Genomic DNA, 14,444 nt, shown 5'->3' on the forward strand with positions numbered 1-14,444 from the left:
GGATGGAAAAAATGAAAAAACAAAAATGGGTTTTTCTTCTCATCCTTGGTGTTGTTGTTGGTCTCTTCTGGGGTCAGACCACTAGTTTAGCAACAAATACTGGTAACGGTCAGGTAACAGTTGAAGGTGGGATAACTTTTTATGAAGAGTCTTCCACATCTTCATCATCTAGTGATAGCAGCTCGAGTGAAAGTGTCACCACCACATCTAGCAGTCAACTGCCGATAACTGGCGGTGGCGGAAAATTACCAAATACTGGGGAAGTTGTTCGTAATATGAGCTTTCTAGGTGCCGGCCTTTTATTACTTTTTGTACTGTTCGTCTGGTACAGAAGAAAAAAAGGAGGGACGCAGGATGAAAAATAAGAAAAAATTACTTTCTGTTTTAACTGCCAGTCTTCTTTTTTCATTAATTGGCACAGCTCCATCAGTTCAGGCGGCCTCCCATAGTCTTAATGGTCAAGGCTCCGTATCAGTGACTGACTCTGGCGTCACCCCACCGGTTGATCCAGAGTTTCCAGATAAAGAAGTCGATCCTGGCGAAACGCCTTCGACAACTGGACCGTTGCGGATTGATTTTGTTTCACAACTGCGCTTTGGTTTGAACAAAATCACAGACACAAATCGAGAATACCTTTCTTTAGCACAATTATTTCATGACGATACTAATGCTAGAGGCTATTACGTCCAAATAACAGATAGGCGAGAAGATACAAATGGTTGGGAACTGCAAGTCTCTCAAGAGAATCAGTTTCACAATGACATCATTCAAGATGTCAATGAACAAGAACTAGCAGGTGCAACGCTCTCCTTTGACAAAGGTTGGGCAAACTCTGTTGGCACAAGCGGAACGCCGCAGGTAACGAGTGACACGATATTGATGAACGATATCAATAATGCGTACACGGTTGCCGTTGCTGGTGACAATCAAGGGGTCGGTACTTGGACCATTGAGTTTGGCGCTTCGGGGGATAATGAAGATAATTTGGAAAATACTTTAACAGCTCTCGTTGACAGTGAAGGCAACGCTGTTGTCAATGAAACATTCAACAAGGCTGAATATAGTAACTCAGCAATTAAGCTGACAATTCCAAATTCTACCAAGATTCACCCAGTCAAATACACGACGTCTCTGACTTGGATGCTGATTGCCGGTCCAACAGATTAAAAAACTTAGTAACACCTTAAATTCTGACAAATTAGGGGAAACCTTATTTGTAAATAAAACCAAAAAGGGAAAAATTAGGAGGAAATAAAATGAAATTCAAAAGTTTATGCGCAACAACTTTATTAACGGTCATTGCTGTCGGTACATTAGCGCCAGCAGTTGCCGGAGCAGCAACAACATCACCTCACTCAGTAATCAGTGAAGGACGTGTTATAGTTGATGTTGAACCTTTAGATCCAACAGATCCAATGATTGACCCGGAAGATCCAGACAATCCTGGAGGAATTGATCCAGATAATCCAGAAATTACTCCTGGTGAAAATCTTGGTGCTTTTGGGATTACCAACGTTACTAAATTGAACTTTGGTACAATTCTAGTAGGTACTGATAAGACAGATTACTTTGCAGAAGCAGTTGATGTAGATGTCTTTACAGATGAAACTCTTACTACTACACAAGCAGTTAAGCGTGGTGCGATGGTTCAGTTTGGTGATAACCGTGGTTTGAATTATGGCTATGATGTATCAGTTCGGATGACTCGTCAATTCCAATTAGTAACAGCTACAGATCCTACTACTGGTGCGGCAACAACTTGGGACACAACTAAGTCATTAACAGGAGCAACAATCACTTACGATAATGGTATCATGGAAACAAAATCTACAAATACTGCAACACCTGGTACACTTAATGGAGGATTAGCTGCGATTACTGAATCAGGTAACTCAGTTCCTGTAGTTGAAGCTGGAGCAAATGAAGGTCAAGGTAAATATGTCCTAGAATTTGGTCAAAGTGAAGACTATGATCAAACTAACTCTAACTTAGTTAATAAAAATGTTGGGGGAACTCCTGCTGTAGGTACTGCAGATAGTTCAGTGAAATTGTATGTACCATTATCTACTCTAGGTAGTTTAACTGTTGGTAACTATACTGCAGACATTACTTGGACAATGACTTCTGGTCCAACAATTTAATTCATAAGTCAAAAGTAGGCAAAGAAATAAGTCTTTTCTAAAATGAGTTATCTTTGATTTTGTTGAGCTAACATAGGTGACAGTTTAATATCTGTTGCCTGTGTTAGCTTTCTATCTAGGATTGGTCTTACTCAAAGACTTTGTTTTTTTGTTGCTATACATAATTTTATTTCGAAATGATTTTAAGCTTATGCAGCAATATTTTAAAAACTAATGTTGAAGAGGTACATAATGAAAATAATATGCCGGAATAATTTAAAACAAATTTTCTTATTTTTTTGCGGGGTTGTGACAATTGCAGTGATTTTATTTTCTTTTCCCATAAATGTTAAGGCAACTGCTACTTCGGATAGTTCAGCAAGCAATGGTGGTCCTGCAACTGGTTTTACCTATGAGTTGGAAATGCCTGCAAGCCAATTTATCGGTGACGCAGGTTACTACGATTTATTATTAGAGCCGGCTCAACAAGAGACATTGGTTTTACGCCTGAATAATCTGGGTACAGAGCCACTGACTATCAATTTAGCGCTAAATTCTGCTAAAACCAATAATAATGGGGTAATTGAATATAGTCGTTCAGATATTGAGAATGACGCTTCTTTACAATTTGATTTTGTAGATATTGTGACAGGCCCTGAAAGTGTTGAGATCGCTCCTGGAGGAACCGAAACTGTTGAATTAAATGTCCAGATGCCTGAGACTGCTTTTCAAGGAATTATTGCAGGTGGGTTAACTATACAGGCTGATGATTCAAGTAGTAGTGATGAAGGCGGTACTGGTTCTTATGTAAATAATAAATATGCTTATGCGATAGTTATTTTATTACGGGAAGATCAGACCGAACTGACACCAGATCTAAGTTTTAATCGAGCTTATGCTGGACAACAAAATTTGCGCAATACGGTTTTTGTAAGTTTTTCAAATATTGTAGCAGATTATCTTTCCGGCTTGACAGTTGATGCACAAATTACTCCTAGTGGCAGTGAAGAAGTGCTATGGGAATCTCGTTCGACCGCGATGCGGATGGCACCAAACAGCTTTATGGATTATCCAATTAGTATGGGAAATGATCGGATGGAGGCTGGAACTTATACAGCCCATGTGACAGCTTATGCGCAAGGTTTACAGTGGGATTGGACTGAAGACTTCGAAATCACTGAAGAAGAAGCAAATACTTATAATGAACGAGATGTCGGTTTACAACAAAGTCGGGCGATTGATTGGAAAATCATTGCCGCAATTGTCGGCGGCTTTTTATTCATAGTTATTCTGATCTTTTTAGTGGTAAAACGGATTCAGTCGCAAAAGAAAAGTAAGGCGAAAAACAATAAAAACAAGAAAAAATCATCTAAACCTAAAGAATAATAGCGGAGGATAAGCCAATGAATATCTTAGAATGGCTTTTGATAGCGGGGATCTCTGCAACGATTATCATTTTTGTTTTTTTCTGCTATTTTTTTATTCGTCTAATCATCAATTTAATGAAGGCGAAAAAATTGCCGAAACGCTTACCTAAGAACAAGAAGAAGCGTCGTCGAATCATTTTGGCTAAAAGAGACATCGCCCAAAAGAAACGTTCTTCAGTCAAGTTCCTAATTGTCACATTTTTATTTTTAATAATGTTTGGTGGTGGAACAGCCTATGGTAGTTATTATCAATCAACCAATTTATCTAGTGAAGATGCTGATCGGGTTGTTAGCTCCTATTACTTAGTGCGAGATTTTCAAACGCAGGTGGTAAAGGCTGCAAATCAAGCGGAAGAGGAAGATGCACTTCAGCGGGATCTTCGCTACCTATCATCGAAAATGGCAAGCTATAGCAGCTTTACTGCCAGTAATATAAATACTGTCGATGGACAAACAGCCTTAAATCGGTATTATGCCGCTTTAGGTCAATTAGGAATGAATGCCAGTCGTGAGGTCAACGATTTCTATGGCAACACGGAACTAATGGCAACTTATCAGCGTGATATTGAAAGAGTAATGTCGTTAGAAGAACAAGCATTTGGTTATTATGAAGTAGATGAAGAGGCTCTGGCGTCAGAGGTTGAAATGAGTGAACCTGAATGACAAAAAAAATAAAAGAAGTATCGAAAAAGCAGCAGATTATTTCACAGCAACCCAAACGGAAACCATCCCTAAAAAGCCCGTCTTCTCAATTAGAGAGGGCGGGTTTCTCCCTATCAGAAAAGGGACAGCGAAAAAAGATTAAGGCAAGTAATGATAAAAAGAAGAAAATGCAATCAGCGACTACTAAAAGAACTGTTCCTCAGAAACGAAGGAAGAAAAAAAATCGAAAAAAACAGCGGTTAAGAAAAAAACAAATCAAACAGATTAAACAAAATAGCTTATATTTAGGGCTTAGTCTTTTGATAGCCTTTGTTCTTTTTTTAGGAATAGGGTCCCTCTTTTTTTCCTTTAGTAAAATTTCGGGTTTTGGCATGGTTCCGACAGTGCGCAATGGCGATGTCGTTTTGCTGCAAAAACAAGCTGAAATCCAACGCTTTGATCTAATTGTCTATCGCCAGGGAACTCAGACGCTGATACGGCGAGTCGTTGGTTTGCCTGGGGAAACTTTAAATTATCAAGATGATACGCTTTATATTAATGATGAACCAATTATCGAGCGATTTATTGTTGATGAAATCAATAATGCTCATAATAATGGCAGCCTATTTACGGAAGACTTTCGCCTTGTTGATATTATTGGCGAGACGGAAATTCCTGAAGATAGCTATTTTGTACTGGGCGATAATCGTGAGTACAGTTTGGATAGTCGAAATTATGGTGTTGTTGAGAAGAGTCAAATTCTCGGAAAAACATCAATCCGCTTATTGCCTTTAGATGCAATGGAAAGCATAAGATAATAGCTGCTTTGTGAACCAATTCAAATCGGTCTCAATTAACTTGGCAAGCAGTATTGTATATTGTTGAATAAATCAAAGTAGAAAAGAGATTGGTACTTTTGTAATTTTTTAAAAGTATCAGTCTTTTTAAGTTCTAAATTTTTATCAACTATTTAAATATTGGAACATAGAATAACCTAAAAAAACATCTGTAAAAGATGATAGAAATCTGAATCATATAAAATTATTTGATTAACTAATCGTAGAGGCTATAAATTTTTTGGCGTTATAGCAAAGATTATGTAGATTTTAAACGAGATTAAAAATCTAGAAATCTTCGTACCATAAGCCATCATTCCGCCAGCTTAGATAATTTTTTATTTCCTTGACACCTTCACAATTAGCGGAGTAAAATAAACACGAACATACGTTTGTTTTTTGTTTGAGGTGAGCAGGATGAATTTTCGTTATGAATTGGAACCAACAGGGGATTATGCCTTTATTGATATGAAATCTTTTTATGCTAGTTGCGAAATAGTTGCGAGAGGCCGCCATCCGTTAAAGGACTTGCTGATTGTGATGAGTCATGCGGATAACACCTCAGGATTAGTTTTGGCCAGTAGTCCCAAGGCCAAAGAGCTACTGGGAATTACGAATGTGACGCGGATTTTTGAGTTGCCAACGGTTGAAGAGAACCCCGCAATGGAGCGGTTGATTATTGCGCCACCGCGGATGCGCTATTATATTGCGGAAAACTTGAAAATTCAAAATGTTGTTCGCCAATATGCCGCGGATGAGGACATCATGTGGTATTCCATCGATGAGGGGATTGTTGATCTTTCCCGCAGTCTAAATTATTTTGTTCCCGGTAATCAGTCACGAGCAGAAAAACTTGACCATGTCAGTCAAAAAATTCAAGAGGATATTATTCGTGAGACAGGAATTTTTTCAACTATTGGCATGTCTAACAGTAATCCGCTGTTGGCTAAACTGGCATTGGATAATGAAGCCAAGAAGCAGCCACAGATGCGGGCTTTGTGGAATTATCAAAATGTTGCCGAAAAGGTTTGGAAGATTGTCGATATGAGTGATTTTTGGGGCATTGGTAGTCGCATGAAGCGCAATTTGATGGAGATGGGGATTACCAGTATAAAAGAATTGGCCCACGCCAGTCCCTATAAACTTAAAGAAAAATTTGGCATTATGGGTTTGCAGCTCTATCATCATGCCAATGGAATTGACCGCAGCAAATTGCAAAATGTCTATCAGCCGAAGTCGAAAAATCTCGGCAATAGTCAAGTATTGCCAAGGGATTACTTGGGGGAAGAGATGCCATTATTGGTGCGGGAAATGGCCGAGCAGGTGGCGATTCGTTTACGGCGCCATCAGGCTAAGGCGGGCGTTGTTTCGTTATATGTTGGCTACTCTAAAGCGGAGACGGATAAAGGCTTTAGCCGCCAAGTTAAAATCACGCCCACTGATAATACTGATGAATTAACTAAACATTTGTTGTATCTGTTCCATAAATTTTACAATGGCGACTTGGTGCGGCACTTAGGGGTAACTTATTCTGATTTGCACTATGATAGCGGTAGTCAGTTGAATTTATTTGAGGATCCTGAAGAGCAGATTAAAGATGAAAAAATCGATTTGGTGATGGATCGGATTAGAGAGAAATACGGATTTGTTTCGATTGTGCGAGCCAGCTCAACCTTGGAGCATGGCCGCAGCTTGCCCCGCAGCCACTTGGTAGGGGGACACGATGGCGGTGGCGGTGCGGGTGGTTTAGATGGATTATAAGCAGGCTGCAAAATTTTTAGCTGAGTCAGTTAATTTTATTTTAATTCAAGTTGGCTAAAGCGAAGCTGGCAACATTCAGTTTACATAATTAAACATTAAATAATTGCAATTCTATTCAAACTTATTGAATAAGAGTGATGATGATTTTGAACGGTTTTACAGAATTTTTTTTATGCCAATGGACTGCTAATTTTCTATTTTGGAGGTGGTTAGAATGGGAGAAGCATTTATGAGTTATCATCAAGATCCTTGGATTCGAGAGTATCAAGATCGGGGGATGGCAAAATGGTTGGGCTTTTATTTAAGTGAGCATACAGCTGAAATGGGCAAGGAAAAGCAAACTCGTGAGACAACTTGGCAACATCAGCAGCAAATGACTGACTTAGAAATTTCTGAAGTTTTAGAAACTGCCTTTTTTGACCATCAGCTAGTCACTTTGCAATTAAGCACTTTAGATGAACAAGGACAAGCATTTCCTGATTTAACTGGGACAATTGAAGGGATGGATGAAACAACAATCTTTTTAGGTTCCTTAGAGGGGGATGTTCAGTTCGTTCAACATGATTCAATTTATCATGCCAGCTTAATCAGCAATTTAAAGTGGAGTGATGTTTCATGACGTTGAATGTGGAGGATGCCGAGTTTGAATACCACACAAAAAATTCCGAGCGATTAATCAAGGATTTTCTGAATTTTGTTGTTACCGATATTCCTTTTTTTGCCCTGCAGGAGGAATTGCTATACTTGATGAATCATCGCGAGATTACGCAATTTCGGATTCCAGCCTATATGACAGTCGATAGTCAGGAGCATATTTTTTACTTTAAAATCAAAGAGGTTGAGGAAAATCAAAAATTGCGGACCTATCAGTATCTAGGAATGGATATTAAAAGAAGGCCTCAGCCTTTAGAGCAATAACTAGCCAAATTATTTTTTTTAGGTGTTGATTTTTTAGCGGCTCAAGTTGTGTTTATTATAGACAAGTTTTATCAAATAAACACAAGGAGTGGTCAAGATGAAACGATATTTTTCTGGGGTAGTTTGGTGGCTGGCATTTGTGGGAGGCAGCTTGGCAGATTTATTAGGCGGGGTGGATCAGCTGTTACAAAGCTTATTTTTCTTTATGATTGCTGATTATATATCGGGCATTTTTCAGGCGGGTTATCACAAAGTTCTTAATAGTAAAATTGGCTTTCAAGGCTTAGTGAAAAAAAGTTTAACTCTATTGATGATTATGATTTCAGTTGAGCTGGAGAAGCTTTTGGGGCAGACTCTACCTTTTCGTGAGATGACAATTATGTTTTACCTTGCCAACGAGGGCTTATCACTGCTGGAAAATATTGGCAGTGTGATTCCACTACCGAAAAAAATCCGCCAGTATTTTAGTCAGCTGAAGGATAAAGCGGATGAATAAAAAAGACTTTAGCTAGAAGTTTAGTCAGTAATGACCAGCTTCAGGCTAAAGTCTTTTTTTGTTAAATAATGATATCAAAGGTCGCCAATTCAGCTTTTAGCTGCTGAACATCTTGCCGAAAGACAATACTTTCCATACCAGATTGCTGAGCGGCTTCGACATTGGGGGCTAAATCGTCAATAAACAGACATTCTCTAGGAACTAAGCCAAAATGACTGCAAAAACAACGATAAATTTCTTTTTCCGGCTTAATTGTTTTCCAGTCGGCGGAAATAAAAAGGCCGGACATGTTTTCTAAAGCAGGAATTGTTTTAAGTATCTCGTAAATGTCCGTTGGCGCATTGGATAAAAGGTAAGTTGGATAGCCCTGCTTCTGTAAAGCAGAAACGACGGTCGCCATCTCTGAAAAAGGTTTGATTTCATGGTACCAGTTAGCTAATACTTCGGTAATAATTTCTTTTAAATCCGGTCGTTTAGCAATCAGTTTTCGTTGAATCTCAGCTTTTGTAATCGTACCCCGATCAAAAGCAATCCATTCCGGTGCCTGAAAAATATTTTGCAAAAGAAATTTTTCTACCTCAGCATCTTGGGTGTAACTTTTAATGAATTCTGTTGGTTGAAATTTCACTAAAACATTCCCTAAATCAAAAACGATTTGTTTAATCATAGAGTTCCTCCTCAAAAATCTCTTTTGTTCTATTGTAGCAAGAAAGCGCTAAAACTCACACTGTAATTTTTAAAGTTCGTTTAAAAATCAAAGAAAAAAATTTCCTCACTAATCCTTCGTCAAGCCTTCCAAATAAGTCATGAAGGGGCTAGTTGTTTTAATGAGCTGAAAAACTTGATAGGGCCGGCCAATTTTTCGATAAATGGTTTCTGATTTAATGATTTGCTGGCTTTCTAAAAACTGCACATACTTTCTTACGGAAACATGGGAAAGCCCGATTTTTTCGGAGAGCTCTAAGATAGTAAAGGCGCCATCGAATTGGCGCATAGCTGCAAAAATCAGTCCTAAAGTTGCTTCCGTTAAGCCTTTTTCTAATTCAAAGGGTTCAGGTGTTGCCGTGATTTTTGTTTTTGCCGAAGCTGTTTGAAACAACGCATCGACTTTTGTTTGTGGCAGTGTGTCTGTAGTTAGCAGCTGACGTTTTTCTAAAAAACGCAGATAGCTCTCTTGAAAACGCTCAAAGGTAAAGGGCTTAATCAGATAATCTAAAATTCCTAGATGGCTAGCCTCTTTGATGTAGTGAACTTCGGTAGCCGCACTGATCAAAATTACTTCGCCGGCAAAATGTTGATGGCGCAATTCTCTTAACACGGTTAAGCCATTTTCCTGGCCCAAATGAATATCCAAGAGCACTAAATCAATTTCTTTTTCAGCAAGGATGTTTTCAGCAGCTTTAGCATTCAAGCTGACAGTGACCTCAGCTGTGGCATCAATTTTTTCTAAATAGCTTTTATGAATAAATTGCACCATCGGATCATCTTCTAAAATTAAAATGCTGGTCATCCTTTTCACCTCGATATAAAGTTGTAATTTTTAGTTGCAGCCATTGTTGCTGATAGTCCCACTGAATATTTCCGTGACTATCCTTCAATAAGCGGACAAAGAAGGGGGCCTGCAAAGCATTTTCCAAGGCTTTGACAAATACTTCATCCGCCACTAAAGCATATTCGCTGGTCAAAGTTTGCTGTTGATAAGTTAATTGAAGCAGCATCTCATCTGGCATCTGCTGTTCAGAAAAGAAATGATGCAGATAACGGTAAATATTCAAAATTGTGTCGGTTTCAAAGGTATGAGCATTGCTAGGGATTTCCGGGGTAACTTCAATCCACAGTTGGCAATTTTTTTCTGAAAAAGCTTGGCGCTCTCCCAATAAAAAGGCCGCGAAAATTGGATTTTGTACCAAAAGGGCCAAACGATGGGTCAGCTCCCGCTCCGGTTGAATAATATCCGTTAGATAGTCATTTAATTCCTGATGGGCACCTAAATCCGCAAGGCCATAAATCACATGCAGCTTATTCATAAATTCGTGGGATTGGCTTTGCAATGCCAAAGCATAACGACTGGTGTTAGATAATTGGTCGGCTAAAAATAAAGTTTCCGTTGTGTTTTCCAAAAAAACAATATAACCAACTTGGCGCCCAACTATAATTGGCGCCACTGAAAAGAAGAAATCTTCCCCTTCTTGTTGATAAAGCTGCTTTGTTTTTTGTTGGAAATTGAGCTTATCCAGATGGTAAATGATAACAGAAAGCATCTGGCCAACTAACACTGACTCAGTTTTTTTCTGAAGCTGATACATCTGCTGGGCTTGATTGTTCGCCAACAAAATCTTTTTTTGCATGTCGATGACCAACACGACATTTTCCGTTTCATTCAGCATAGCATTTCGTTCTTCTAATAATCGAGAAATTTCTTTTGGTTCCAAATTATGCAGCTGATTTTTTAAGTAGTAGGCCACGATAAATGAGATTAACAGCCCCAAGGCAACACTGGCGACTAACGCCGTTGTATAATTTTGCTGAGAATTTTCAACTAAGGTCGACAAATTGGTTAGGGTAATCCCCAAGGCAACGACTCCAATCTGCTGACCATCTTCGGCAAAAACAGGAACAAATCCCCGCAGGCTTTCACCTAAGCTGCCTTCACTAGTTGATAGATGTTCATTTCCCGCTAAGGCGGGGGACTCGTCGCCACCGATAAAGGGCTGGCCAATCTGAGTTTCATCAGGATGAGTTAAACGAATTCCCTGCATATCCATAATCACTGCAAAATCCAGTTCATAGGATTGACTAATTCGTAGTGTTAAATCCTGTAATTCAGTAGAAGAGGCATCAGCTTGTAAAGCTTCAATGACTTGTGGTTCTTTGGCCAGCATTCGACCAGTTGCTAACAAAAGATTTTCTTCGTTTTGTTGCACCTCACGATTTTGCTGCAAAAGGGTCAGCAGATAAAAAAGTGTCAGGGTGCACAGTAAAGTTGCAATAAAGATTGTAGCTAATAAAGTCCATAAGCGAATTCCCTTTTTCATCTTGACTCCTTTCTATCTGCTGTCGCTGGTATTTTTTCAAGTCTAAAGCAAAAAAACTTTTTAAAGCGGCATGGTACAGCCAAACTTTAACTAAGATAATATCTGAAGCCCATTTTTAATGAATAGCTTGGCTTCATGGGTCAGTGGGACTGACAGGTACATTTTTTTAAATATGACGCACCGAAATTGTAATTTTATAGTAGTTATCCTTTTTTTCTTAATTGTTTTTCTTACATAACCTTTTGAAAAATTTTGATTAGCTTGTCTCCTTGCTAATGTTGAGAAACATAATTAGTTGTTTTCTGTATTCCGATTTGTTTGTGAAATTAGCGCTCTCCGGGAAATTATACCATATCAATTAAATAAGTTTCATTTAGTTAAGTTAATTAAATAAAGTGTTTTTTTCAAGCCCTGCCGATTATGATAAGGCTATCAGAAAGAGCTTACATTTTTGAGGGCAGAGTTGAAAAGTTAATCAAATTCTAGCAATCAAAAGTGGCTAACCTATCAGTTAAGTCAAACAGATTTAAGAAAAGCAAATTAGGAGGAAAGAAAATGGAAACAAAATTACAACAAACTAGCATCAGCCAAAAATCGCTTGTTGAGAAAAAATGGTGGCAGAAAATTCAAGTTGGTTCTGTCTCACTACCAGTTTACTGCGCTCTATCGGCAGTCATCTTCGCAACGGCTTTGCTACAGCAATTGCCAGTTAATATGCTTGGCGGTTTTGCCGTAATTTTAACTTTAGGCTGGCTATTGGGCACAATTGGCGGCAATATTCCAATCATTAAAAACTTTGGCGGTCCAGCAATTTTTTCTTTACTTGTTCCTTCAATTTTAGTTTTTTTCAATTTTGTAAATCAAAACGTATTAGACAGCGCCAATATTTTAATGCGGGAAGCTAACTTCTTATATTTTTACATCGCTTGTCTAGTTTGCGGCAGTATTCTAGGCATGAATCGTAAAATTTTAGTGCAGGGATTAATGCGCATGATTATCCCAATGCTAATTGGCATGATAGCGGCGATGGGTGTTGGCACTTTAGTAGGCGTTCTTTTAGGGATGGACTGGCAGCACACGTTGTTTTTCATCGTCACTCCGGTTTTAGCTGGCGGGATTGGTGAAGGAATTTTGCCGCTTTCTCTTGGGTATAGCGCAATCACGGGCATTGCGAGTGAACAGCTGGTGGCGCAATTAATTCCGGCGACAATTATTGGTAACTTTTTTGCAATCATGTGTACGGCTCTCTTAAGTCGCTTAGGAGAAAAAAGACCTGAGCTCTCTGGTCAAGGTCAGCTGTTACGCTTTAATAAAAAGAACAAAGATGATTTAAGTGACGCCTTGGACGAAACCGATGATCCGATTGATATTAAAAAAATGGGAGCAGGTGTTCTGACTGCCTGTACGTTATTTATTCTTGGCGGTCTTTTGGAACATTTAACTGGTTTTCCGGGACCGGTTTTGATGATTGTCGCAGCAGCTTTGTTAAAATATGTTAATATAGTACCTGTAGATACCCAAAAAGGTTCGAAGATGTTGTATAAGTTTATTTCAGGTAATTTCACGTTTCCTTTGATGGCTGGTTTAGGATTGTTGTATATTCCTCTGAAGGATGTGGTCGGCGCCTTGACTTGGCAGTATTTTATCATTGTCATCAGCGTCGTTTTCACGGTAATTGTCACTGGCTTTTTTGTTTCCCGTTTTATGAATATGAATCCTGTTGAAGCGGCAATTATTTCAGCCTGTCAAAGCGGTATGGGAGGAACTGGGGATGTTGCGATTTTAAGTACAGCTAATCGGATGAACTTAATGCCTTTTGCGCAAGTTGCTACTCGTTTAGGTGGTGCCATCACCGTTATTTCTATGACCGCAATTTTACGGATGATTTTTTAAGCGGCTAATTAAAAATTTTGAAAAAAAACCATTTTGGAGGAAATTGAAATGACACAAACAATAAAAAAAGATGTGAAGGAAATGGCCTTAGAACAGGCTAAAAAAAATGGCGGCAAGCTAGAAGTGGTGCCTAAGGTTACCATCAACAACAAAGAAGATTTAAGTATCGCTTATACACCGGGAGTAGCCGCTGTTTCCTCGGCAATTGCTGAAAATCGTGAGCTGGCCTACGAGCTGACAACGAAAAAAAATACCGTAGCGGTGGTTAGCGATGGCACGGCCGTTTTAGGATTAGGCGATATCGGTCCAGAAGCGGCGATGCCCGTCATGGAAGGCAAGGCCGCATTGTTCAAACGCTTTGCCGACGTGGACTCGATTCCAATCGTTTTAGATACTAAAGATGTGGAAGAAATTATTCAGACCGTTAAATTAATTGCGCCAACTTTTGGCGGAATTAATTTAGAAGACATCAGTGCTCCCCGTTGTTTTGAAATTGAACAGCGTTTGATTGAAGAGTTGGATATTCCGGTTTTTCATGATGATCAGCATGGCACTGGAATTGTCGTCTTAGCCGCTTTATACAATGCTTTAAAGTTGGTGGATAAGAAAATTGATGACATCAAAGTGGTGGTTAACGGCGGCGGTTCAGCTGGTCTATCAATTACCCGCACCTTTATGGCAGCCGATGTTAAACATGTCGTCGTGGTGGACCGCTTCGGCATTTTAAATGAAAATGAAGATGCCGACTATAATCCATATCATCAAGAGATTGCGAAAGTGACTAACCTGGAACACTTGTCAGGTGATTTGTCTGTGGCCTTAAAAGATGCGGACGTTTTTGTTGGGGTTTCAGCGCCGGGGGCTTTAAAAGCAGAGTGGATTTCTGAAATGGCAGCTCAACCAATTATCTTTGCGATGGCTAATCCGACACCGGAAATTTTCCCAGATGAAGCATTAGCTGCTGGTGCTTATGTTGTCGGGACTGGCCGCAGTGATTTTCCAAATCAGATTAACAACGTGCTCGCTTTTCCAGGGATTTTCCGTGGAGCGATGGACGCACGAGCTACTAAGATTACTATGGAGATGAAAGTTGCCGCAGCCAAGGGGATTGCTAGTTTAGTCAAACCAGAAGAGTTGACCACAACCTATATCATTCCAGATGCTTTTAACGAAAATGTTGCTAAAGTTGTCGCGAAAAGTGTTAGCGAAGCTGTTCAATAAAACCGAAATTAAAACCGTTAAAATTATTCCCGTGGAATAATTTTAACGGTTTTTTTGTCTGCATTGGTAGAAAGCAAAAAAATTATTTATTTAAA

The 14,444-nt window shown here is 39.2% G+C and carries 15 protein-coding genes; 12 read left to right on the forward strand and 3 right to left on the reverse strand.

The genetic code is table 11. From position 1 onward, the window contains the following. Positions 1-11: 11 nt before the first annotated feature. From ORH16_RS04820 to ORH16_RS04865, 10 genes are all read left to right on the forward strand, one after another. Positions 12-365, forward strand: a complete 354-nt coding sequence (locus ORH16_RS04820; protein WP_265456755.1) for an LPXTG cell wall anchor domain-containing protein — start codon at positions 12-14, stop codon at positions 363-365. After that, a complete protein-coding gene (locus ORH16_RS04825) occupies positions 355-1,167 on the forward strand; it encodes a WxL domain-containing protein (RefSeq protein WP_265456757.1) in 813 nt (270 codons plus the stop codon). The genes ORH16_RS04820 and ORH16_RS04825 overlap by 11 nt, the downstream gene beginning before the upstream one ends. An 89-nt stretch (positions 1,168-1,256) precedes the next feature. Further along, positions 1,257-2,141 carry a WxL domain-containing protein gene (locus ORH16_RS04830; RefSeq protein ID WP_265456758.1) on the forward strand — a complete coding sequence of 295 codons (885 nt, stop codon included), beginning with the start codon at positions 1,257-1,259 and terminating at the stop codon, positions 2,139-2,141. Positions 2,142-2,372: 231 nt separating this feature from the next. Next, complete coding sequence (locus ORH16_RS04835) at positions 2,373-3,506, forward strand: DUF916 and DUF3324 domain-containing protein (RefSeq protein WP_265456759.1); 1,134 nt, start codon at positions 2,373-2,375, stop codon at positions 3,504-3,506. A gap of 17 nt (positions 3,507-3,523) precedes the next feature. Then, on the forward strand, positions 3,524-4,210 hold the full coding sequence (locus tag ORH16_RS04840; RefSeq protein ID WP_265456761.1) for a hypothetical protein: 687 nt from the start codon (positions 3,524-3,526) through the stop codon (positions 4,208-4,210). Next, entirely contained in the window at positions 4,207-5,007 is an 801-nt protein-coding gene (gene lepB / locus ORH16_RS04845) for a signal peptidase I (protein WP_265456763.1), read from the forward strand. Before ORH16_RS04840 ends, lepB begins: the two co-directional genes overlap by 4 nt. Positions 5,008-5,442: 435 nt before the next feature. Then, a complete protein-coding gene (locus ORH16_RS04850) occupies positions 5,443-6,786 on the forward strand; it encodes a Y-family DNA polymerase (protein WP_265456764.1) in 1,344 nt (447 codons plus the stop codon). Between the two features lie 214 nt (positions 6,787-7,000). After that, complete coding sequence (locus ORH16_RS04855; RefSeq protein ID WP_265456766.1) at positions 7,001-7,405, forward strand: hypothetical protein; 405 nt, start codon at positions 7,001-7,003, stop codon at positions 7,403-7,405. Continuing rightward, entirely contained in the window at positions 7,402-7,704 is a 303-nt protein-coding gene (locus tag ORH16_RS04860) for a DUF5960 family protein (protein WP_265456768.1), read from the forward strand. Before ORH16_RS04855 ends, ORH16_RS04860 begins: the two co-directional genes overlap by 4 nt. A gap of 97 nt (positions 7,705-7,801) precedes the next feature. Next, a complete protein-coding gene (locus ORH16_RS04865; RefSeq protein WP_265456770.1) occupies positions 7,802-8,200 on the forward strand; it encodes a phage holin family protein in 399 nt (132 codons plus the stop codon). Positions 8,201-8,261: 61 nt separating this feature from the next. On the opposite strand, the gene ORH16_RS04870 is transcribed toward ORH16_RS04865, so the two are convergent. From ORH16_RS04870 to ORH16_RS04880, 3 genes are all read right to left on the reverse strand, one after another. Beyond that, positions 8,262-8,867 carry an HAD family hydrolase gene (locus tag ORH16_RS04870; protein ID WP_265456772.1) on the reverse strand — a complete coding sequence of 202 codons (606 nt, stop codon included), beginning with the start codon at positions 8,865-8,867 and terminating at the stop codon, positions 8,262-8,264. A 108-nt stretch (positions 8,868-8,975) separates the two neighbouring features. After that, positions 8,976-9,710 (reverse strand): response regulator, encoded by a 735-nt coding sequence (locus ORH16_RS04875; RefSeq protein ID WP_265456773.1) that lies wholly within the window; start codon positions 9,708-9,710, stop codon positions 8,976-8,978. Next, positions 9,682-11,235: a Spo0B domain-containing protein gene (locus tag ORH16_RS04880; protein WP_265456774.1), complete on the reverse strand. Its 1,554-nt coding sequence runs from the start codon at positions 11,233-11,235 to the stop codon at positions 9,682-9,684. The genes ORH16_RS04875 and ORH16_RS04880 overlap by 29 nt, the downstream gene beginning before the upstream one ends. Before the next feature lie 555 nt (positions 11,236-11,790). Between ORH16_RS04880 and ORH16_RS04885 the strand changes: the two genes are divergently transcribed. After that, the gene (locus ORH16_RS04885) at positions 11,791-13,128 is read left to right on the forward strand and encodes a 2-hydroxycarboxylate transporter family protein (protein ID WP_265456775.1); all 1,338 of its coding nucleotides are present in this window, start codon (positions 11,791-11,793) and stop codon (positions 13,126-13,128) included. A 48-nt stretch (positions 13,129-13,176) separates the two neighbouring features. After that, a complete protein-coding gene (locus tag ORH16_RS04890; protein ID WP_416207835.1) occupies positions 13,177-14,349 on the forward strand; it encodes an NAD(P)-dependent malic enzyme in 1,173 nt (390 codons plus the stop codon). Positions 14,350-14,444: the final 95 nt, after the last annotated feature.

It is taken from the genome of Enterococcus sp. HY326 (genome assembly GCF_026157065.1).
Taxonomy (GTDB): Bacteria; Bacillota; Bacilli; order Lactobacillales; family Enterococcaceae; genus HY326.